We start from the raw sequence: 23,367 nt of genomic DNA on the forward strand, positions 1-23,367 counted from the left end.
ACTACCGCGTGTTGGTTCGCGGCAATCATCATCAACATTGGATTGATGGGCATCCGACCGCCGATCTGATCGATTTGGACGAAAAAGGACGCTCGCTCGAAGGTGTCTTGGCCGTCCAAGTTCACGTCGGACCGGCGATGAAGATCCAATACAAAGATTTCAAGATCAAGCATCTGCCCGACAATCTACCACTGCTGACCGCCGAGGATCATCCGATCCCCAGCGATGCCTATGGCGTCAAACCGCAAGGCCGATTGCCCAAAGATTGGAAGGCACCGGTTTACGGTCAACGCTAAATGCCATTTAGGCCAATCGACTAGCGGTCGCGGTCCACTTGGCGAAGAAACGTCTCTAACCCCGACAGATCGTCGGTGTTGATCATGTCGACGCCGCTGTCGTAAAGCACTCGCCACATCGCCGCGGTGTCGGGCGTCGCCCAGAAACGAACGCGTCTGCCCTGATCATGGGCAGATGCGATCGTTTGATCTAACTTCTGCTGGTCCCTGGTGCTGATCGTTCCTTTGCCGTTCCAGCGAAAATGTTTCCGCCAATTGTCGCTAATCAATGGCATCAAGTGGCTTGGCAAAGACGAACCCCAATCACTCAGTCGACCGTCGGCGCCCGCATAACGCACGGCTTCCGCTTCCATCATTTCAAAGGGCCGATTACCCGAAATGATCACTGAGACCGCTTTACGCTCTAGTTTGCCGTCATGAACCACGGAAATCATTTCGGGATAGCGAGCCAGCGTTTTTGCGAGCGCTGCGTAGGTAGGCTCGGCCGCACTCTTAATATCAACCAACAGGTAAAACGGAGCGTCGGTAGCGTGGACCGATCCGTTGTTCTGACGCACTCGCTCGCGTAGTGGATTCAAATACAGCGACTGGAGCGTCCGTTCGGGTTTCAGTTCATCCTGGGAATGAGCGACCCACAGTTCACCATCCACCAGATAGACATCTGCTTCGACGCTGGTGAATCCATGATCCAGTGCGTCGAGCAACGGCCGCGGGTGCGCATAATCATTGTGAGCATGAGCGAGCGTGAGCGGTGGGGCCGCGTCGGTTTGGCTAAACGCACGGGTTTCAAACGCCGCGACAAACAAGAGTGCCAACAAAGTCATGGCAGGTTGGATTCGTTTCAAGTGATGTCATCCAATGTGGAGAGGGAATCGTGTCGAATTCATTTCTGGAAACCGCGCAGCTCATCCTACCATCGGGGCTCTGGGTAGACAGGAACCCATTATGAAACATCGTATGATTCAAGTAGAGCTGGCGACCGTGGCGGCCACCACCATCGGGCTGTGCGTCGTATTATTGCTCGGCTATCTGTCGTGGCCATTAGCGCGAGGCGTGTTGGGAATCGGGACTGGCACTCTGGTTGCCGCCATGGTGGCGTGGGGAATGCGATCCCGACTCGAATCACCTCCGTCGATGGTCGCCAGCGGCGGCGGAGCGATGGCGTGTTTCTTTGCGATCGCCAGTGCCGAAATGGTGCCCGCCGGCAGTATCCAGTGGATGGTGCAAGGCGGAATCTATGGAGCATGTTTTGGGATCCCCGTCGCGTTTCTGCTCGGCCCACTCGGTCTCATCAATCCGCCATCGATGAACGATTCGCCGTAGTGCAGAACGTAGCAATAGCCGCGTTCCGGCAATCGGGCTGAGACGAATTCGCCTGATGCTCTCCCGGTCGTCGGCTTTCCTCTTTTTTCCCGTCGCTCCCATCGTCTTCGCGACTTTGCCGCCGAAAACGAGCGAAACACGCGTCACGACCCCATCGAAAGATGGACAGGTTCCTAAGAAATCTGTAGAAAAACCTGGGTCCAGTCCTATTGGGGGAGTACACTCAATGGTACATCCTTTGCAATGCGATTGCGTTGCAATAACCGTGCATCGCAGACGGTGCTGGCGTGAAAGAGCCGAGGTGGTCCCCTTAGCCAGTGTTCGAATCCCAGGGAGGGAGTTTACGACTAAGACTTCGATTGATGAGGGCGCAAGAACATGACTCATGCATTGGTGACGGGAGCTTCCGGGTTCATCGGCACTCACTTGGTTCGCGAATTGACGCGTCGTGGTTATGAGGTTTCCTGCTTGGTCCGTGAGAAATCCGATCGCAGTCGACTCGAGCCCTTTACGCCCCGGTTTGTGATTGGGGATGTCACCGATCCCGAGTCGATTGCAAACGCACTTCACGGAATTGACGAAGTTTATCACCTTGCGGGTGTGACAAAGGCGTTGCATGTGCGCGACTACGCTCGGATTAACGAACACGGTGTTGCGAAGGTATCGAAGTGTTGTGCGGAACGGCAACAGCCTCCGGTTTTGACAGTGGTTTCGTCGCTCGCCGCCGCAGGCCCATCGTCGGAATCAAGGCCTCGCATTGAATCGGACGCTCCCGCTCCCGTATCGAACTACGGGCGTAGCAAATTGGCCGGAGAACGAGCCGCGATGCAATTTGCTGCGGATGTGCCGACAACGATCGTACGGCCTCCCATCGTGCTGGGCTCGGGAGATCGTGACGGACTTGAAATGTTCAAAACGATCGCGAATTTTGGTTTCCATTTGGCTCCGGGATTCCATGACGATCGCGTTTCAGCGATCCACGCCGAAGATTTGGCGAAAGCACTGATCCTGGCGGCCAGCCAAGGTCGCCGTGTGACGACGAATCCCGATGACGCAACCGGCATTTACTTTGCCACCGATGATGAGAATCCAACGTATGCCGAACTTGGACGCATGATCGGACGAACGTTCGGCCGCTACCACGCCTGGGTAATCCGCAGCCCCAAAACCGCGGTATGGGGTATCGCCGCGTTCAACGAACTTGTTTCTCAAGCGACGCGGCATCCCAACATCCTCAATCTAGACAAAGCACGCGAAGCGACGGCAGGCTCATGGACCTGTACCAGCGAGGCCTTGAATCGTGATACCGGTTTTGCCCCCGACCAATCGCTGTATCAGCGACTTGCCCAAACCGCCCAGTGGTATGTCGAACAGGGATGGATCCAGGCCCCACGTCAAATGCAGCCCTTGTTGAAGGGACGTCACCCGACGGTTTCCTAAAACGCAGCGGCAATCACATTGTCGAGCCAAAATCAGCGTTGACGCGCCAACGCAACAATCTGTTGCGTGTCGACCGCTCCCGATTGGCGGGTGATTTCGTTGCCCGCTTGGAACAGGATCATCGTTGGAATACCTGAGATTCCATATTGAGACGAAATTTGCGGCGCGTCCTCGGTATTCAGCTTGGCCAGAATCACCTCAGGCGACAACTCCTCTGCCGCCTTCGCAAATGCAGGTGCCATCATGCGGCAGGGGCCACACCATGGTGCCCAGAAATCGACAAGCATGGGCAACTCGGTCCGCGTGATGAACTTGGCAAACAAGTCTGCAGACAAGTCCACGGGATGATTTGGCAATAGCGATGCTTTGCACTTCCCACAAATCGGTTTGTCTGTGAACTTCGACTCAGGCACTCGATTGACAGATCCACATTCCGAACAGACGAGATTCACGGTCAGAGATCCTTGTTGATTTGTTGCCGAAGAATTTGCGATGGCAGCCACACTGCATCGCGTTGAGCAATGAGCAATGAGTAATGAGCAAACGGGGTGCCAGCCACGGGCGAATATTATCGCAGCGATAGCGTGTTCCGGCAAATCGGCAATGTCGCCCGACGACTCCGCTCGTCGGTTTTCCGTTTCCCCCCGAACCGCCGAAAGTCTTCGCGACTTTCGCTACAGCATCCTGCCGAATCAGCGGCACATCGGTTGCGTTGCTATGATTTCGTCTGTGCCGCAGCTTTCTTTGCTTGTCTCCCAAACGTTACCGATCACACCCAAATGGACTTAATCGACGTCCCCCAGTTCGTTCGCAACGCTGACCGATTTCGTGAAGTCGTGTCGGTGCTTGCCAAGCACGGATTGGCCGATTGGTTATCCAACATTCCCATCCCCTGGCTCAACCGCATTCGTGGGCATCATGACGACGATGAACTGACGACCGAGCAGCGGATTCGGGTGGCGATGACCGAGCTAGGGACCACGTTTATCAAGCTCGGTCAAGTCCTGAGCACGCGTCCTGACTTGGTCGGCAACCCGCTCGCCAATGAATTGGCTCAGCTGCGAGCGAACACTCCAGCCGATGAAGCCAATGTTGTTGTGGCGATGATCGAATCCGAACTAGGAGCCACGATTGACACCTTGTTTGCCGAGTTTGAACCGGCGGCGATGGCGTCCGCGTCGATCGGCCAGGTTCATCGGGCAACATTGCACGACGGCGAATTGGTTGTGGTCAAGGTGCAACATGCGGGGATCGAACGACGCATCGTCAACGACTTGGAAATCATGACCAAGCTCGCCGAGATCGCCGAACAGCAATCGACTCGGCTGCGTCAATATCGTCCGGTGCATACGATGCGTGAGTTTCAACGCACCTTGATGAAGGAGTTGAACTTTGATCGCGAGTTGCGAAACATGGAACAGTTTCGACGCAACTTTGCCAACGATCCCACGATTCGAATTGCCAAAGCCTACCCCAACCTCAGCTCTCGACGAGTGCTGACGATGGAGCGTTTCGAGGGGATCAGTCTGTCGGATCAATCAAAACTCGAAGCATCCGGGATCGATTTGGACGAGATCGCTCGCCGCGGTGCCAGCGTGTTTGTCGAGATGATTTTCCGAGACGGATTCTATCACGCTGATCCGCATCCAGGAAACTTGATGTTGCTGGCGAATCAGGCTGCTGAAAACGCCGAGCCCGTTGAAATAGGCATTCTCGATTGTGGCATGGTGGGCCGCATCGACAATGAACTGCGAGAACATCTTGAACTAGGGTTAATCGCCGCCGTGGGACAAGATGCGGCCAAGATTACCGACGTGGTCGCCAGTGTCGGCGAAATCCCGATCGGCTTTGATGAACCCGCGTTGATGTCGTCGATCCAAGAATTGATCGACGAGTACGCGCATCAATCGCTTGGTGAGTTCGATTTGAGCGGCTTTTTACACGAAATCGTTGAGATCATTCGCGAACACCGCATCTATTTACCCGCCAAAGTAGCGATGCTGCTAAAGGTACTGGTGATGCTGGAGGGAACGGCCCATCAGCTGAGCCCCAGCTTTTGTTTAGCTGAATTGATCGAACCGTATGGCAAGAGAGCGATGCTACGACGTTTCTCGCCGAAAAAAGTCTACGCTCGGCTCAAGTCAAACGTCGACGACTGGGAACGGTTAATTAGTGTGCTGCCGAAAGATGCGGCAGACATTTTGCACAATTTCAAACGTGGCAAGTTTGATGTTCATTTGCAACATCGCCGACTCGAGCCCATCGTCAACCGATTGGTGCTGGGGATTTTGACGGCCGCGTTGTTTATGGGTTCGGCTTCGTTGTGCAGCAGCCTTGTACCGCCACTGCTGTTAGGCATCTCGGTTCCGGGATTTATCGGATGTGCTGTTGCGGTGGTCATGGGATACGGAATCACCCGCTCGATCCGCCGTTCCCACCGCGTCGGCGAGGACGATTGAGTCCCGGCGGCTGCCGGATCGCCGGTGGGGATCGCTGTGTCAGAAAGTCGACGGTGCAAGTGAGAAGTCACCCACATTTCTAACACGCTGCCTCGAGTGCATTCTTCAGCATGGCAACTTTGGCCATCGCTTGATGGTGGTACTTTTTCATTCGTTCATGAGCGTTCTGCTGACACAGATGCAATTCGGACTGTTTGGCATGTTGGTCGTTCATCCTGTCATCGATCGCTGCGTCCGAGCCGATTTGCAAACTTGCAGCTAGATTCTTCTCATGAGCTCCGAGTGACGTTTCTAGTGACGCCACGGCGTTGGCATGCTCGTCGAGTGCTTTGCCATGTTCGTTGATCCGATCGACCGCCTCTTGCAATTGAACAATCGCCGCACAATGTTCCATTCGCCAATTCTGGATATCTTCGTTCCAGCACTCGACGTCACGTTTCCAATGACGATGATCGGCGTGAGATTCAGCGGCAGAGTTTTCACTGATAGTCATTGGAATGGTTCCTTGCATGGCAATGAATTTTAAACAGGATGCCCTCTCGCAAAAGCAAGACGCGTACCAAAGCGAATCCCGGTCGTCCTCATGCCTTGATAGGCCGACACTGTGGCGCGGTCCTAATACGAACGTCAACGCGATTGGGCACCGATGCTCATATTTTTGCTCATGTGTGCGGCAGCGACACAACCGATGCCACTCGTCTTGTCGGCCACATTTTCACTTCACCGCGAAACATAAAAATGCGTCGTGCATCTTGGGCTTCGAGCGTTTACTAGCCCCAGTTCGCACTTCTTTCCGACGGGCAAACACAGCATGAGGATGTTGGAGCGTATAAACTGTGATTTTGCGAACAATCATTACGGCTGACATTTAACTCTCCTGCTCCCGCCCCGCCCTCTTTCCTGCAACGCCCTCATGCACATCGCTATTAACAAGTTTCACTTTTTCCGATACGTGTCGATTTGCGCGCGGGTCGGTGTCACTGCCGCCCTGTTTAGCATCGCCGTTGGGCTTTGTTTGCAGCCATCGTTTGCCCAGCAGCCTCGTGTTCTAGCCGCTCACTGGCAGTTAACCCCGATCGCGTCGGCGCCTGATTTAGTGACGCCCACCGGATGTTGTTTTGACGATCAAGGGCGATTGATGGTGATCGAATGCCACACTCATTTTCCGCCCGATGACTATGAAGGTCCGAAAACCGATCGCATCTACCGTTTCGACGATAGCGATGGCGACGGGGTGCTCGATCGGCAGCGTCTCTTTTACGAAGGAGGCGTGGCGACGATGAACATTGCAAATTTGGGGAAAGGCTGGTTCGCCATCGCCACTCGAAGTGAAATCGTGAAGCTTCGCGACGCGGATGACGATGGCGTTGCCGATCAACACGTGGTTCTGCTGAAGCATGAAACCGCTGCAAACTATCCGCACAATGGACTCGGCGGATTGACGCTTGGGCCCGATGGATGGTTGTACGTGGGACAAGGTGAAAATTTTGGCGAGCCTTACAAGCTGATCGGCAGCGATGGATCGCAACAAATCGGCGGCGGCGAAGGAGGCAACGTATTTCGCTGTAAAACCGATGGGTCGCAGGTCGAACGTGTCGCAACCGGATTTTGGAATCCATTTGGGTTGTGTTTCGACTCGGCACATCGGCTGTGGGCCGTCGAGAACGATCCCGACTCGATGCCGCCTAATCGATTAATTCATGTCGTCCGCGGCGGTGATTACGGATTCCAGTTTCGCTTTGGTCGTGCAGGGATCCATCCACTACAATCATGGAATGGCGAATTCACAGGCACGTTGCCGATGACAGCGGGCACCGGCGAAGCGGCTTGCGCCGTAATCCAACACGGTTCACATCTATGGGTCACCAGCTGGGGTGACAACCGCATCGAACGCTACGCGTTGGATCCAAACGGTGCATCATGGACTAGCAAATCCGAAGTGATTGTCCAAGGCAACGAAGACTTCCGTCCTGTGGCAATGGCGATCGCCAACGATGGATCGATCTACCTTACCGACTGGGTCGACCGCAGTTACCCGGTGCATGGCAAAGGACGATTGTGGCGACTGAGTCGAGTTGCGGACGCTCCGCGTGAAAACGGCTTGCTGCCGGAAATCACTGCTGCAGAAAACGAAGCAGCGAAGTTAGCGAACTCGCCTACCACGACACTTACGCAGCGAATCGATGCGTTGCAGAGCCATGATCCATTCATCCGCCAGGCCGCAATCACGGGCTTGGTTTTGCACGACCAATTGAATGCACTCCGTCAAAAAACATTGCCCCATGTTCAACAACGAGTCGGACAGATGTTGGCGTGGCGTTGGAAAGAGATGTGTGATCCAGCAAGTGTTCCTGCTGCGACGCGTGACGCGATGATCGCCACAGGATTGGACGACGTTTCGGATGCGGTGGTAATGACGGCGCTGCGTTGGGCCGCAGAACGGATGTGCAAAGAACAACTACCGACGATCACGGAGCGACTGCAACAAGATCGTTTATCACCGCCCGTTTTCTCGGCAACGATGGCGACAATTGCTTTTTTAGAGACCGGAAGCGCGTCGGGAAAGAGTCGCGATCCTGCGATCGAGAAGCGGCTGATCGAGTTCGCTGGCGACACCACGCGATCAGACCGTCTTCGTGGTTTTGCGCTACAACGACTCCCCTCCGAAGCAAGCTCGCCGAGTGATCTAGAACTCGGCGGATACATCCATCGGCAAACTGGCCGCGAACTGTCGATCGAAGTGGTTCGACTGTTAGCCGCTCGCGGGACCGATAGCTCGTTTGATGAATTGGCGAAACTTGCAGCGAATGAAACGGTCGACGAACAGACACGTGCCGACGCGATCGCTGGTTTATCGTCCCAGGCGGCAAACTACGCTGCGATGATCAACCGATCGTCGTTGCCGAAACAGCCTGCGGCCGTGCGTGCCGAAGCAAAGCGAGTTCGCAACACAAACATTCGTCGTGACAACGCAGCACGCCCGAGTCGCGAGAACATTGAGGGATGGATGCAATTGGTTGGCCACAGCGACGATGTGGACGCCGGACGCCGCGTATTCTTTCGTCGTGGATGTTCGAATTGCCATATGCACTCTGGCCGTGGAACCAACACCGGCCCCGATCTGACTCGTTTGTCAGGACAGATGACTCGCCCACGGATACTCCAGTCAATCCTGAATCCCAGCAAAGAAGTAGGGCCGCTGTACGTTCCCTGGACCGTGCTGACGAGCGACGGGCATGTCTTGACGGGGCTAAAGATGGATCGCCCCGGGCCCGAGAATCGATTGCGTTTGCTAGGTGCCGATGGAAATATTTTTGAAGTTCCACGAGAGGAGATTGAGCAGTTGCAACCAAGCGAAAAATCGATCATGCCCGTGGGGCTCGAAGACAGCATGACGCTTGACGAGTTGGCGGACCTGGTCGCCTTTCTAAGCGAGAGTCGTTCTTAAGACCCCACAACGATTTCATCTAAAATCGGCACAGGGTGATGCTCGCTGTTGTCAGCCGGCAATTGACCTGCGAAACCTTGGCAAAGAGAATAGCCAGACGGCGTGAATTCCGATCACGCCGCGTGATCCTCCGTGACTTTGTCGCCCCGCAACCACCGGAACTGAAATGATTCGTTTCTTAGCCCTCACATTGTCCCCGCCTACACGATCGCTTGGCGGCACACCGATACGCCGGCAGGCGAGGTCACGCTGTAGCGTTCGCATTGTCGCCTCGACGATATTAGCGGCATGGACGTTCGCCGTGGGCACTCCGCTTCTGATCGCCCAAACCGGGGCGCGACCCAACATTGTGTTCATGTTGTCCGACGACATGGGCTGGGCCGAGCCTGGGTTCAATGGTGGCAATGCCGATTTGACGCCTCACATGGACCAATTGGCCAGTCAGGGAGTGAAGCTGACTCAGTTTTATACGCATTCGGTATGTGCACCGAGCCGGGGCGCGTTGATGACGGGACGATACGCGTTCCGCAATTGGATGGATTGGCGGAGTGAAGATTTTGGTAAACCGAGCTATCTAGCCAAGCTTGGGCTGACACTCGCTAAAAACGAACGCGGCGAAGAGACGCGGCGAATCCATGCACTGGACACCAAAGAACGCACCGTGGCGGAGGTATTGTCGGACGCCGGTTATTTTACCGCGATCACGGGCAAGTGGCATTGTGGTGAATGGTTGCCCGAACACTTACCGATGAGCCAAGGCTTTGATCATCAATACGGCCACTACGCGTGGGGGATCGACTACAACAACTACACCATTCCTCACAACGCTCCCGCACGCTATGCCGTTTACGATTGGCATCGCAATCAGCAACCGATCCAGGAACAAGGTTACACGACCGACTTGATCGCGAACGAAGCTGTCCGGCTGATCTCGGAGCGAGCCGATCAATCCGGTGCGAATACCGCCAACCCGCCATTCTTTATTTATGTGCCGTTTAATGCGGTCCATGGCCCGATCGAACAAGTGCCGCGATACACCGATAAATACACGCCGCGTGAAGCAGCGTTGAAATGTTTGGATGACGCGATCGGACGAATCGTCGGTGCGGTCGATCAGCATGGATTTGCTCAGAACACGATGGTGATCTTTGCCAACGACAACGGGGGATTAACCGAGCAGATGAATCAACCTTACCGGGGAACCAAAAACACGACATTTGAGGGCGGAGTGCGAGTGCCCTGCGTGGTGCGATGGCCGGGATACATTCACCCCGACTCGACCAACGACGCGATGATTCACATTGTCGACTTGCTTCCCACGTTTGCCAATATCGCCGGCGGCGACCCGAGCGGCCCCTATCCAATCGATGGCATCGACATGACCGAAACGATTGTCCATGGAAAGACGAGTCGACGTGACGAAATTATTTTTGAAGTCAGCGGCAGCGTGCGGTTGCCAACGATTCGCTCGGGTGACTTCAAATTGATGGGCGACATGTTATTCAACATCGCACAGGATCCAAGTGAAACAACCGACGTTGCGGATCAGCATCCCGATGTGGTCGCTCGGTTGGCGGCGCGTTTAAAGCAGGCGGGCAGCGAGCGTCCGCCATTGGGGGAAAAGACAATACTGATGGATCCGCCACTACCGTATGTTTACGGAATGCAGGAAAACAAGTCGGCTCCGGGGTGGTTGATCCAATCGGTGAACGAAGTTCGCAAAACTCAGCCAACCGAATGGGCGCCCGGCACGACACCTTGGCCGCAGGCACCGCAAGGAGCCACGATCATATACACCGGCGACGGCCGCTAGACCGATCTTGTAGCCGGACCGAAGCGGAGCGGAGTTCCGGCATCGTGGCGGCAACGAATGCAACGTCACGTTCGGCCGCCGGACCTGCGTCGCTTGTCGCGACTTGATCCGGCCTACAGCCAAACCCAACTGAACTAACTAATGTCCTCCACGACTGCTGTCCCATCGCACTCCGAATCACCCAAAGTGAGTTTTGGGATGGTGGCAGGGATCTGCGCTGTGCTGCTAGTGGGAATGTTGTTTGGAGCGTCGCTTTGGGTATTGGCCGCGGTGGCTGCAGCGATCCTGGTCGGCGTGAACTGGTTTCTTGCCAACAGTTGGACGGATTCGACTATCGCGGTTCGGCACAGCGGGAATGTCGAACACAAACTGGGATCGGTGATCGATGTTGAAATTACGTTAACCAACCAGAGTCGGTTGCCGATTCTGTGGATTTTGGTCGAAGACTTGCTACCACGGCCTGCGATTCAGACTGGGGCAGTATCGACGTCGGCGCTCGAGATCGAAGGCGACCGCGTCCAGGTGATGATGCTGTGGGCAGGCGAGTCGAAATCGCTTCATTACCAAGTGACGTGTCGTCGACGTGGCTATTTTCAAATTGGGCCAACGGTCCTGGAAACCGGCGATTTGATGGGACTGTATCGACGGTACCGGGTTGGCACCGAGCCTCAATATGTCACGGTGCTGCCCGATGTGGTTCCGCTTTCGACGTACGACATCGGATCACGGCGACCGATCGGCGAGATTCGAATGCGGGACAATGTGATGGACGATCCCACGCGACTGCGGGGAATTCGCCAATGGCAAACCGGGGATCCGCTTCGCAGCGTTCACTGGGCCGCCACCGCGAGGACGGGAACGCTGCACAGCAAAATCTATGAACCGTCGTCGATTGCCGGCGCGACGTTGATTTTGGATTTGCACGTTGCGACCAATCCATCGAAGCACGAACCGGTGCGAAGTGACTTAGCGGTCACCGCGGCGGCTTCGATCGCCCATGCGCTGCACGACGCAGGAGAACCGTTTGGCTTGGTCACCAACGGCCGCGACGCCGCCGATCGCATCCGCACCGAAGGTTGGGTCGGAGATTATCGAGTCCGCGACCAGGCGACCGCCGCAGCGGCGATGCGGAACGAAAGTGATCGCTTGATGCCGGTGTCGCAGCCGGCGACGCGTGGCCCCGTGGCTCTGCGTGAAATGGTCCGCACGCTGGCGCGACTCGAGCGGACCGATGGGCTGACGCTGGCCGAGTTATTGGTCGAAGCGGAATCCCGAATTTCGTCCGAGACGACAGTGTTGGTGATTCTTCAGCACTGCCCGCCTGAGTCGATGGCGGCGCTGATCGGATTGTCACGTCGTGGCCGAGCGGTGGCGGTGATCATCAATGCACTGGATATCAACGAATACTCGGCAGTCGCCGGCCCACTGATTGCCTGCCGAATTCCGACGTTTCATCTGGCGTCGGCGGATGCCGTGTCGGACGTCTGTCGCGAAGTGATGACGCGATAGCGACACCTGAAATTTCCGTCATTTCCGTCGTTTTTGTAGGCCGGAACGCAGCGATAGCGAAGTTCCGGCAAGGCGGCGGCAATGAACTCGCCATCACTTTCGCAGCCCGCCGGATCTGCGTCGCTTGGGACGATTTGGTCCGGACTACTTACGACTTACGAATTTGACTTTACCTCGCGTTGAAGACGTTCATTCGGCGGGTTCAAACCGAAAACATCGGCGAGCTCACTCGCACTCAACTCGGACAATTTCCCTTGCACGATTTGATACTTCGTGCTGATTGGATTTGATTTGAACAACTCGGGTGCGACCGATTCGACTTCGATCTTGGCGTCACACCGCTTCATCATCGCCAGCGGTGCACCGCCATAAAAGGATGCCCACATCGTGAACGTGCTCGGCGGCCCGATGATCATGTCGGTTTCTGCCAAGGCATACATGTCTTGCACTGGAACTCCAGGCCCAAATTGCACGTTCAATCCGGCGAAGTCGGATTGGTCATAAGGGACATTCGTGCAAACCAGAAACGTCACGCGGCGTGGAGCAAGCTGAGCTTGCACTTCACGCATCGTGGCAACGTAATCACGGACTTCGTAGTAATAGCGGCCACCAAGAAACGTTCTATAGTCACCTTGGCGAATGTGGATACCGATCACCACATCGCCGCTTTGGCGTGCTTGGTACAAACATTCGCCCACCGGTTCGCCATGCTCGGGAGCAAGCTGGAAATGGTGACGAACGATCGCGGCATGTTTGACCAACAGTGATTCGCAACGGAATTGCCACCCCAACGTCATCACCGGCCGGCCACTGGTTGCTAGCTCGCGAAATGCGTCGCTCCCCAGATCGCAGCTCTGTTCGCCTTTGATCCGTAATACATGGGCGGGATAGTTCCTAAGTCGCAGCGTATAGAGCGTCTTGGCTGATAGATAGACTCCTTGAGCCAACCAATCTCGCGTCCGGCGCGAAGGCCCGCGTGTGTCTACGGTCGGCTGCGAAACGATCGGGTAGCGGCACCACAGATCGTGTCGTGTCGAGGGAAACAGTTCGGCGTATTCGGCAAAGCTGGGATTGGCGACGGTCACGCCGTACTCAGCCGCAGCGGCAATCATGTGGGCATACAACCACAATCGGTTACCGAGTTGTCCATAACGTCGGGCAATCACAATCATTGACTTGTCCCAATCCCATCTTCGAGATGCAAATTCTCGGCCGCGACTCCTACGCCACCTCCAATACAAGTGGCGATTCTGTTGAGTTTAGGCAAACAGTCGCTGTTTAATCTGACGCCAAACGAACAACATGACTCCCATTAGACCGAGCATCGCCAAACAGAGCCAGAGCACAAATTCGCCCAGGAAAAACAGATTCGGCAGGAACCACTGGTTCATCACTCGGTCCCATCCGATCACCGTCAGAGCCGCTCCGGCACACAAATAGGGGCCAAACGGAACACGGGGTTCGCGGGTGATGATGAATTGGAACACCACAATCACAATGGCAGCAAAGGGAGAGAGGAAAAAGGCGGCGACTGCAGCCTGCCATCCCAAAAACGCTCCGATCATCGCCATCAACGTCACATCGCCAAACCCCATCGCTTCCATCCCCATCGCGCTCGATGCAATGATGCGGATTGCCCAAATCACACCGCCACCGACCGCTAGACCGACCAACGCGGAAAACAGTCCATGCCAATGGATGCCGCCAATTTGGAAAACGATCGAAATCGCGATCAAACCCGCAACCCAAATGGCGAGCAGCAATTTCCAAGTTCGATGTCGTACTAGCCCCGCCAAGAAGAACTCGATCGCCTTTCCAAATCCCTTCCGTAAAATCAAACGACGATCCGCCAGTGCAAAGCACCAACCGCTCCAAATTGCCAACCCCGTCAACAGCCCTGTGCTGGTCCACCATTTCGCGGAAACGGGAAACCAAGGGGCCTCGAACGTGGCGCGAGCAAGCTCGATCGCTGGCCCGCCAATCGGGAGCGAAATTGGCATGAACCCCCAGTACGAAATCGATCCCAACAACAAGGCGAACAACGTGCCAGGGATCGTGATCTCGTCCGGAATCGTTTGCTCGTCAAAGTCAATGAAGGTGGCCGCGACCATCAACACCAGCAAAACAGCGTGCCCGAGAAAAACGCGGTGTCCACTGGTGATCACCCACGGCATATCGAGAACCTGCGGCACACGCAGCGATTCCGCTAGCAATCCGCCATTTTGCGTCTCGAACATGTAGAGCGAGGGGATCGCAATCGCCAATCCAATCTCGATCAACAACGGTCGGATCCAGAAACCTCGGCCATGAAGCTCGGCTTCGCGTCGAAGTCCGAACCACCCCACAAGCGGAATACGATCACTGGGTTGGCGTTTTGGTGCTTTGGGCGACGGAGGTGCCCAGGGTGAAATAGGGCGTGCGAACCAGCACCACGTGTAGATAACATGGTTCGCCAACGCGCCGCTGAGCAACCCCAAGATCGCCAGTAACGCGAGTCGCAAATTCAGTGAGAGCGTGAGCCAAAAATCAAACACGTGTCGACCCAAAAACGTCCGATGAACCAAAGGTAGGCGGGTAGCATAACGGATTTCAAGGATCGCTTGTAACGGCGGAATCGGCTCGCCGTGCCGGCAGCGACTCTAGCCGCATCTCGGCTATTTTTGATGCCGATACGGGTTGAACAGCAAGTAATTGAGGTGGCGGTACAGATCGCTGTTGGACAACAACTCAGCATGCTTGCCTTCGCCGGCAATCCGCGGCCCGTTTAGTAGCACGACACGATCGGCTGAACGCAATGTTTGCAAGCGGCGTGGCAAAACCACCACCAAGGCGCCCGATTCGGCCAATCGCTTCAGCCCCGCCAAACTCGGGTCGTCCGGCAGATGCTCGGCGGGCGGAGGCGGTTCCATCGCAATCACGACCGCAGGCTTGTGCAAGATCGCTCGGGCAATTCCGATTGCGAATGTAATCTCAGCCGACAACAGCGAATCGCCCACGGTAACGTAGGTATTCAGCCCCTCAGGCAATCGCTGCAGTTGCTCGTAGACGTTTAGACTCTCGAGCACCTCGACCAAGTCGCGGTTGTTGATATCGTCGTCGCCGCCACGCAGATTTTCCGTAATGGTTCCGTCCCACAGCGGCCCGGACGGTTCCACCCACATCACGTTACGCGCGAGTGCTTGCGGGTGAACGTCCAATAGCGGAATTCCATCGATCGAGACATGGCCTTCGGTTGGACGACCAAACCCCATGATCAATTCGGTCAATGCTCGGGTGGACACCGTTTCGGTGCCCAGCAGCGCCACAAAACTGCTCGGAGTGAGTTGCAAGCTCAAATTTCTCAGGATCGCTTTGCCCGTCGAATCCTTGAGTGTCACATCGTCGATACGAACCGAATCACGAAGCCCGGCCAACCCCACACGCTGCTCGCTCGGTGCGACATCATCGCTTCGCTGCAGATACAGATAAATCGCGTCGCTCGACGGTTCGCTCTCTTTTAGTTGAAAAGAAAGCTTGGCCAAGCGATCGGCGCTAACGATCGCACCGCCCAGAGCCAGTCCCAGGACGAGCGCCGATGGAACACTTAATCCACTATCGCCAATCAACAAATTCGCTCCCAGCCCCAGCAGCAATACCGCCACGGCCACGGAGGTCGCTAGAAACAATAACGGCCACAATTGTCCCGACCGTGATTCTTCGGCCGTCAGCCGCCGATACAGCGAGTCAAGCTCGGATTCGAACGATCGGTCGGCCAAGCCATGCGTTTGCAATCGTGCCAACAGCGGCGCTTGTCCGACAATCTCGGCCATTCGGCGTCGGGAACGGGGGACCTCCCAATTCGCAATCTCGTCGCCTTTACGATAACGTAGTCGTTGGTAGAGCTGCCACAGCATGATCCCGCTAACCACCGCCAGTAGCGCCAACCACACGTTGACCAACAGGGCGACGGCCACACATCCCACCAACATCAATACGCTTCTCGGGACTGCTCGATACCACATCGAGAGCCCTTTTTGGATCGACGGCAAATGGGTGCCGATCAGTTGCTCGGCACGCACGTATTGAGCCGCGGCACCTTCAATTTCGGCGCGACGGAGACTTTGCTGCAGGACTTTGCGATGCAGTGCCTTGGTGACGCTACGCGCCTTGGAATCGGCATCGCGGCGGTGCAGCCAAACGGCCAGCGAGAACAGGCATGCCACCACAAAGGTGACGCCGACTAACTGGGCTAATTGGACTAGCGGACGCTGGTTGGTAAATGGTTCGGGCAGATAAACGCTGAGATGAGTCCCAAGCCGTACTTGGTTGCCGATGAAACCTTTGGAATCCAGCAATACGGCGATTAACCCCACCAGGGCCACAATCACAGGGACCAATAGCCCCGCAAGCGATGCCCAGATGTAGGTCGTCCATGCACCACTGGCTTCGGGTTCACTTCGTGGTGCCGCAAGTCTACTCATCAGTCGAACCTCGTTGGCTTAGGATGAAGGATCTGCTTGGCGGCGAGCATTTCACTGCCGCCACTAAGCCAAGGCGTAGGTGGGAAAAGGAACTTTCCCACAAAGGCTAAGCCAAGTCGCGGTCCTCAAAAAGTAACATCGCAAGCATCCAAATTGCGATTGAGAAACATACAAGATAATTAAAAGCGCCGGCCAAGTAGATCGCCGGGATCTGATTTCCTGTATCTACCGCCGCCTGAACGTTAAAAATGTTCAGATTGGGGATGACCACCGCAATTAATTTCCCAACAAACCCCACCAATTCATTGTTATCTCGAGCCGACGCCACCAACGGTGAGGTCAAGTTTCCGATCACATAGACAACGAAACAGGTGATGAAATTCGCCAACAGCGGCAATCGCGTCGCCAATGCCACCGCAATCGCACCGATCGCCATCGTTTCCATCAAGTACAACCCCAACACGGGCAAGGTCGTCATTATTTCGTCGTGACCGGTCTGCCAAACCGTATCCCCGCTGGCCGTTTCACGAGCGTCGTAGATCGGTTTGTAGCTGATCACGACCGTCAAAACCGCCGACAGGATCACAAACAACACCAAGACGGACAACATGATCCCGGCATATTTGCCGAGGATAAAAGACCGCCGGCTGACCGGTTTGCTGAGCACCGTCAACGCCGTACGCCCCTCGATTTCTTCGCTGACCGACGTTCCTGCACTCCATACCGCTTGGACCATCCCTAGCACCATGATCAGCGTCACCCCACTGTCTTTGAGCAAGCGGATGTCGTCACCGAGCGTGTTAAACGGATAGATCCCGAACAGCAGCACGCCAAACAAACCAATCGCCAACAGCAGCAGATACAGCGGTTGAGCCATTTCGTTCTTCGCCGTCGACAACGCCAACGCCCAAACACGCGGCGCCGCTTGGCGGAACACAATCAAGCTGGTGATGGTCAGAAAGAACGTAAAGGCGATCACCACAATCGAACTCGCTTGAGGGACCATTGGTTGATTGTTAAAGGTGAAAACCACCGTCGCGTCGTCGATTTCGCGGTTTTGGATATGCAGCCGAGTCGGGTCCGACGGAATGGGCGGCTGATCACGATTTTCGTAGCTATAGACTAGCTTTTCGCCTTCGTTGACACGCTGAGGCGTGCGACCAAATCCGGCGGGATCGGCGGAATCCCCCAGCAACACGGTGCGGTCACTTTCAATCGTCAATCCTGTGACACTGCGAAGCTGGTAATCGATGTTCGCAGGCACAAACGGAGACTCGCCCACCGGCAATTCCGGAGACGCAGGAACCGTCACCACGACACGTTCCGTTCCATCCCCTACCAAGTTCACCGCCGCCACCGAATCCAGAATCGATCGTGGATTTTCAACAAACGGCGTTCCCCCCAAACCGATGACCGCAAACACGGCCATGGTCGACAGCAGGTAAGGAATCACCCCTTCGCCTACCATCGCGGCCCATTCGCTTCGGGTGCGATGCCACATTCCATAAATCACGCCAAACCCAAGCACCAATCCGATACAGATTAGCGGCAGAAACAGCGTGTTAGAGTATTCGCCCGCGATCGGGATGTAGGTCGCACACAACCCAACGGCGATCACGCCACCGACGATCAGCGACGCCGTGATTCCTCGACGAGGCTTGTCAGCAAGCTGCCCCAGCGGCGGAACGAGTGATAACACTGACAAAATGCCGTAGACCACCACCACGGCGATCGCACCGAGCAGCAACCCAATCGACAGCACCCACAGAGGGGTAATCCAAGCAGGAAGCCACTTGGCCCAGCCGAGGATAAGTGCGGGATGCCCTAGCATCGCGGCTAAATCCGAACATGCAAAGCTATCCGAAGAGGCAAGACCAGGAAGAGATGCGAAGCTAGGCATAGGGAAATCGGATACCGCAAAATCAGGACAGGAAATCATGTCGAGCCGACCGTAAGGTGAAAAACGACCAGAAAAGTAGCACAGAGAAACACAAATCCATCGCTGGCCCGCAGCAAAACGTCACCAGCGGCGGCCGCTATGGACGTAGCTTGAGCCAGGATTCGGGGTACTACGCGTGGTCGGCAGAAAAGGTTTGCGAATCGAGATGCTTTGCGAGCAACTTCCGCAAGTCTTCGGGAATCGGCGTCTTTTTCAGCTTACCGCCGGGGGAGAGGGTGCAGCAGACGGCCGTCAATTTGCCTTCGGCGATCCACGTCGGGTGCGAACCAGCAGAGGCGTCAGAGCCACCTGCTTGAGCGGAGGCGTCCGCAGAGCCACCTGCTTGAGCGGAAGCGTCCGCGAGCTCGGCTCGCGAAAATCGGATTCCATACTCGACGCTGCTGTTGCCCAGACGCAGAACCGAGACCGTGATATCAAGGATATCCTCGAATCGCGCCGCTGCACGGTAGTCACAGTGAGCTGAAACACGCGGCCAAGTGACGTGCAATCGCGACGTCGCGTCCGCTTGAGACCCCGCAGCAGACTCGGACAGCGAATGGCCGCCACCCACATGGGGAGGCATAACTGAGATGCCCAAGGACCGCAGCATGGCGTGCTCGGCCGCTTCCATCATCGGAAAAAACGCCGAAAAATGAACAATTCCGGCGGCATCCGTATCGCGAAACTCGACTCGGCGTTGGAGGGTAAACACGTCAATCCAGGACCGAGGGATTTTCGAAGGCGGGGTGCGGGCAACTCAGATCCCTCGCCAATGCGTCGGGTTATGAATTTTCTAAGCTGTCCGCTCACCTTTCACGGCTCACCCGAAACGGGGAGCCCAAAGAATCGGCGTTCGCCGTCAAATCGGAGATTTATTCGCCAACGAATGGCAAGAGAGCCATGAAACGGGCTCGTTTGATCGCGGCGGTGACCGCATGTTGGCTCGCAGCAGTACAGCCGCTCTTGCGACGGCCCGCGATACGGCCTTGACGGTTGACCATCTTCTTCAGCAGTTCGATGTCTTTGTAATCGACGTACATCGGCCGTGGTCGTTGACCATCGACGAAAATTGGATCTTTCTTTTTAGTCCGGGTTCGGACACGTGATCGTTTGCGGGCACGACTTCGCGTGCTCATTGGACGTGGTGGCATTCGGATTTGCTCTGTAAACTTGTTAAGGGCGAATGGGCTTGATCGTCACAGACGTCCCGAATTGGGCACCGCTAGCGACGAATGAAGGTCGACGGCTCTACACGGGTCCGTCGACTCGCCTTAGAGGGAAGCAGGGAAGTATGCAGTGAAGAAAAGATGTATGCAAGGGGAATTGAGCATATTTGCCCTTTCGCATCTGCCAAACCTTTGCCATATTTCCCAATCGATCCGAGGCGTCATCCTGCGTTGACGGGTGGTAATGTACAAAATGCCGTGTGCTCACGTTCCCAAGTCCTGACTGAACAATAGACATGATCTGTAAACTCATGTCCTTGGGAAATACAAAATATCGCGTGCAATGTTTAGGTGAAGATAAATGAAGCTGGATAAACTCAGAAACATCGGAATTAGCGCCCACATCGACTCGGGAAAAACGACCCTCAGCGAGCGAATTCTGTTTTACACCGGGCGAATCCACAAAATCGAAGAAGTTCGCGGCGGTGGTGACGGCGCGACGATGGACCATATGGAACTGGAAAAAGAGCGTGGAATCACGATCACCAGTGCCGCAACCAGCGTCCAGTGGAAAGACCACCCGATCAACTTGATCGATACCCCGGGTCACGTTGACTTTACCGTCGAGGTCGAGCGATCGCTTCGTGTTCTCGATGGTGCGGTACTCGTGCTCTGCAGCGTCGGTGGCGTGCAAAGCCAATCGATCACCGTCGATCGCCAAATGAAGCGCTATCAAATTCCTCGCTTGGCGTTCATCAACAAGATGGACCGAACCGGGGCAAACCCTTTCCGCGTGCTGAAGCAGCTTCGCGAGAAACTGGGTGCTGAAGCGTTCTTCATGCAGTACCCCATCGGTGCTGAAGAAAACTACAAAGGTGCCGTCGACTTGATCGAAATGGTGGCCTATCTACACGAAGGCAACGAAGGCGAAAAAAGTCGTCTCGGCTCCAATTCCTGATGACATCAAAGACGAATGCGAAGACGCACGCGTCCAGATGCTCGAAGCGCTGTCGATGTACAGCGACGAAATGATGGAATTACTTCTCAGCGAAGAAGAAGTTCCTAAGGAATTGATCTACAAAGTCACTCGTGATGCCGTACTCGGCGGGGCAACCCCCGTCTACATGGGCACCGCGTTCAAGAACAAAGGGGTCCAACCGCTGTTAGATGCCGTGATTCGCTACCTGCCTAGCCCGCTGGATCGCGAAATTCGTGGACGTGACCCCAAAGACGAAGAGAAGCGTATCGAATTGCTTCCTGATGCATCGCGTCCGTTCGTCGGCATGGCGTTCAAGATCGTCGACGATCCGTTTGGTCAATTGACCTTCATGCGTGTCTACCAAGGCACGATCAAGAAGGGCGAAGGCTACGTCAATCAACGTACCGGCAGGACCGAACGGTTCAGCCGCATCGTGCGAATGCACAGTAACAAACGCGAAGAAATCGATGAAGCCTCCGCAGGCGATATTATCGCCGTCATGGGAATCGATTCGGCCAGTGGTGATACGTACGCCGAGTCACGCGACTTCTGTACCCTCGAATCGATGTTCGTTGCGGATCCTGTGATCAAGATCGCGGTATCGCCAGCAACACGAAGCGACGGAGACAAGTTGGCCAAGGCGCTACAACGCTTCCGCAAAGAAGACCCGACGTTCCGAGTCGAAACCGACGAAGAAACCAACGAGATCTTGATCAGCGGAATGGGCGAACTTCACTTGGAAGTTTACATCGAACGGATTCGCCGCGAATACGGCGTCGAAATCGAAGTTGGTGCTCCGAAGGTTAGCTACCGCGAAAGCCCAACCAAGATGGTTGAATTCGACTACAAACACAAGAAACAAAGTGGTGGTAGTGGTCAATTCGCTCATATCAAGGGCAAACTCAGCCCGATCGAATCGAACAGCGAAGACAGCTTCGAATTCGAAGATCACGTCGTCGGTGGACGTATTCCTAAGCAGTACATTCCTGCGATCGAGAAGGGCTTCCGCGACATTTTGAACAAGGGCCCTGTCGCTGAATATCCTGTGGTCGGTACTCGTATCGATTTGGACGACGGTAGCTTCCACGAAGTTGACTCGTCCGAGAAAGCGTTCTACACCGCTGCCCAAGGCTGTTTCCGCGAGTACTTCAAGAAAGCGGATCCAAAGTTGCTCGAGCCAATCATGAACGTTGAAATCGAAGTCCCCGAGGACTTCCAAGGTACCGTCGTGGGCGATGTCATTCGCCGCCGCGGAATCATGCAAAGCAACGATATCGTCGAAGGCAACAGTATCATCAAGGCCGAAGTCCCCTTGGCTGAAACCTTTGGATACGCCACCGACCTGCGTAGCATGACGCAAGGCCAAGGAACGTTCTCGATGGAATTGGCGACCTATCGCCAAACCCCATCGAACATCCAAGCCGACATCATCGAAGCGAAACGCAAAGCCGACTTGGTTGGCACCAAGTAAGACATCGCAATCTCGCGAATCCAAAACGAAACGGCGGCATGACCTTCATGCCGCCGTTTTTTCGTAAAAAGTTGCCGAACGCCAGCTTGGCAAGCTAGCCAAACACTCAGCTCGCCTAGACTGACGTCGAGGTGTCGGGCACCTTTTTCAGCTCTTTTTCGATCTTGGGCATGCGTCCGTAGGCGTAGGCGAACAGCTTGATAGGATGCACGGTCTTGCGGCCCGCGCCATGTTCGATTTGCATCTTACAGGCACTGCACTCGGTCGCTGCGGTGCGATTGCCGGCCGAACGCATCGCTGAGATCAAGGGCCAACCAACTCGTAAACTGTTTCGATAGTTTTTGCGTTGCAGCCCCCATGTTCCCGCCATGCCGGTGCAGCCCGCCTCGATCTGCTGGACATCAAACTTGGGAATCAAATTGATCAGCTTGGGACCGGCGGCATCAGGATCGAGTACGCGGAGATGGCAGGGTTGGTGATAGGCGATCTCCGTTGGCAGTGGATTCAGATCAAGCGACAAGCGAGATTCCTGATGCAAATTCCACAGGAATTGGCACGCTTCGAATGAGTTCTCTGCAACCAAGTGGGCGTCTTGATCATCGGTCAAATTCGGATACTCGTGCTTCAGACAGAGCACCGCAGCCGGCTCGGTCGCAATCACCGTGTAGCCTTGCCGGACCGCTTCGGCCAAGACTCGCAAGTTACGCCGGGCAACCCGCCGCGCCCCTTTGATGTCGCCTGCCGAAATACGCGCCATTCCGCTAGCGACTTGGCCGGTGGGAACATACAACCCGATTCCGTTGTGCTGCAAAATCTCCGCTAGGGCGCGACCGATATCGGGATCGTGGTAATTTGCGTAGTGGTCAACGAAGTAGGCAACCTTTAAACCACCATGCGGATTCAGTTTCGTCCAGCGTCGCTTGGCGGCGTAGCGTGTGAAGGTTTCGCTTGCAATCAGCGGTAATTCGCGAGCGGCTGACAAACCGAACAAACGATCCGCTAGCCAGCGAGGAAAGCGACCGCGAATCAACATGTTCGCAAGCCAGGGAACCTGCGACGCGAGC

The 23,367-nt window shown here is 55.5% G+C and carries 17 protein-coding genes and 1 pseudogene; 8 read left to right on the plus strand and 10 right to left on the minus strand.

Translation table 11 applies throughout. The annotated features are described in order from the left end of the window. Positions 1–296, plus strand: a 296-nt coding sequence (locus tag RMSM_RS33890; RefSeq protein ID WP_040770967.1) for a 3-keto-alpha-glucoside-1,2-lyase-like domain-containing protein, incomplete at its 5' end; no start/stop codon positions are given. Between the two features lie 20 nt (positions 297–316). Here the strand turns inward: RMSM_RS33890 and RMSM_RS33895 are convergent. Next, a complete protein-coding gene (locus RMSM_RS33895) occupies positions 317–1,141 on the minus strand; it encodes a phosphatidylinositol-specific phospholipase C/glycerophosphodiester phosphodiesterase family protein (RefSeq protein WP_040770969.1) in 825 nt (274 codons plus the stop codon). A 100-nt stretch (positions 1,142–1,241) separates the two neighbouring features. Between RMSM_RS33895 and RMSM_RS33900 the strand changes: the two genes are divergently transcribed. Next, on the plus strand, positions 1,242–1,619 hold the full coding sequence (locus RMSM_RS33900) for a hypothetical protein (RefSeq protein ID WP_008708388.1): 378 nt from the start codon (positions 1,242–1,244) through the stop codon (positions 1,617–1,619). 378 nt (positions 1,620–1,997) lie between these two features. Continuing rightward, positions 1,998–3,059, plus strand: a complete 1,062-nt coding sequence (locus RMSM_RS33905) for an NAD-dependent epimerase/dehydratase family protein (protein WP_008708389.1) — start codon at positions 1,998–2,000, stop codon at positions 3,057–3,059. Between the two features lie 32 nt (positions 3,060–3,091). Here the strand turns inward: RMSM_RS33905 and trxC are convergent, their stop codons facing one another. After that, on the minus strand, positions 3,092–3,511 hold the full coding sequence (gene trxC / locus RMSM_RS33910) for a thioredoxin TrxC (protein WP_081614441.1): 420 nt from the start codon (positions 3,509–3,511) through the stop codon (positions 3,092–3,094). Positions 3,512–3,838: 327 nt separating this feature from the next. Here trxC and RMSM_RS33915 point away from each other — a divergent pair, with 327 nt between their 5' ends. Further along, positions 3,839–5,518 (plus strand): ABC1 kinase family protein, encoded by a 1,680-nt coding sequence (locus tag RMSM_RS33915; RefSeq protein WP_040770981.1) that lies wholly within the window; start codon positions 3,839–3,841, stop codon positions 5,516–5,518. Between the two features lie 79 nt (positions 5,519–5,597). On the opposite strand, the gene RMSM_RS33920 is transcribed toward RMSM_RS33915, so the two are convergent. Beyond that, the gene (locus RMSM_RS33920; RefSeq protein ID WP_144058157.1) at positions 5,598–6,011 is read right to left on the minus strand and encodes a hypothetical protein; all 414 of its coding nucleotides are present in this window, start codon (positions 6,009–6,011) and stop codon (positions 5,598–5,600) included. 420 nt (positions 6,012–6,431) lie between these two features. On the opposite strand from RMSM_RS33920, the gene RMSM_RS33925 reads away from it, so the two are divergent. The 3 genes from RMSM_RS33925 to RMSM_RS33935 all read left to right on the plus strand — a co-directional run bounded on the left by RMSM_RS33925 (position 6,432) and on the right by RMSM_RS33935 (position 12,288). Next, positions 6,432–8,966, plus strand: coding sequence for a PVC-type heme-binding CxxCH protein (locus tag RMSM_RS33925; RefSeq protein WP_081614442.1), 2,535 nt, complete (start codon positions 6,432–6,434; stop codon positions 8,964–8,966). A gap of 166 nt (positions 8,967–9,132) precedes the next feature. Further along, positions 9,133–10,779, plus strand: coding sequence for an arylsulfatase B (locus RMSM_RS33930; protein ID WP_008708397.1), 1,647 nt, complete (start codon positions 9,133–9,135; stop codon positions 10,777–10,779). A 141-nt stretch (positions 10,780–10,920) separates the two neighbouring features. After that, positions 10,921–12,288 carry a DUF58 domain-containing protein gene (locus RMSM_RS33935; RefSeq protein WP_052031931.1) on the plus strand — a complete coding sequence of 456 codons (1,368 nt, stop codon included), beginning with the start codon at positions 10,921–10,923 and terminating at the stop codon, positions 12,286–12,288. A 155-nt stretch (positions 12,289–12,443) separates the two neighbouring features. Here the strand turns inward: RMSM_RS33935 and RMSM_RS37695 are convergent, their stop codons facing one another. The 6 genes from RMSM_RS37695 to rpsR all read right to left on the minus strand — a co-directional run bounded on the left by RMSM_RS37695 (position 12,444) and on the right by rpsR (position 19,838). Then, positions 12,444–13,460, minus strand: coding sequence for an O-fucosyltransferase family protein (locus RMSM_RS37695; RefSeq protein WP_008708400.1), 1,017 nt, complete (start codon positions 13,458–13,460; stop codon positions 12,444–12,446). Positions 13,461–13,547: 87 nt separating this feature from the next. After that, positions 13,548–14,822, minus strand: coding sequence for a prepilin peptidase (locus RMSM_RS33945; protein ID WP_008708401.1), 1,275 nt, complete (start codon positions 14,820–14,822; stop codon positions 13,548–13,550). Positions 14,823–14,942: 120 nt separating this feature from the next. Next, positions 14,943–16,748, minus strand: coding sequence for an ATP-binding cassette domain-containing protein (locus RMSM_RS33950; protein WP_008708402.1), 1,806 nt, complete (start codon positions 16,746–16,748; stop codon positions 14,943–14,945). A 106-nt stretch (positions 16,749–16,854) separates the two neighbouring features. Next, complete coding sequence (locus tag RMSM_RS33955) at positions 16,855–18,648, minus strand: ABC transporter permease (protein ID WP_236622412.1); 1,794 nt, start codon at positions 18,646–18,648, stop codon at positions 16,855–16,857. Between the two features lie 169 nt (positions 18,649–18,817). After that, a complete protein-coding gene (locus RMSM_RS33960) occupies positions 18,818–19,399 on the minus strand; it encodes an acyl-CoA thioesterase (RefSeq protein ID WP_008708404.1) in 582 nt (193 codons plus the stop codon). A gap of 160 nt (positions 19,400–19,559) precedes the next feature. Next, positions 19,560–19,838, minus strand: a complete 279-nt coding sequence (gene rpsR, locus RMSM_RS43975; protein WP_231612237.1) for a 30S ribosomal protein S18 — start codon at positions 19,836–19,838, stop codon at positions 19,560–19,562. A 376-nt stretch (positions 19,839–20,214) separates the two neighbouring features. Between rpsR and fusA the strand changes: the two are divergent. Beyond that, a pseudogene (fusA, locus tag RMSM_RS33970) lies at positions 20,215–22,303 on the plus strand (elongation factor G). Between the two features lie 115 nt (positions 22,304–22,418). On the opposite strand, the gene RMSM_RS33975 reads toward fusA, so the two are convergent. After that, on the minus strand, positions 22,419–23,367 hold a 949-nt coding region (locus tag RMSM_RS33975), incomplete at its 5' end, for a heterodisulfide reductase-related iron-sulfur binding cluster (protein WP_261340361.1).

The organism is Rhodopirellula maiorica SM1, from assembly GCF_000346295.1.
In the GTDB taxonomy this organism is placed as follows: domain Bacteria; phylum Planctomycetota; class Planctomycetia; order Pirellulales; family Pirellulaceae; genus Novipirellula; species Novipirellula maiorica.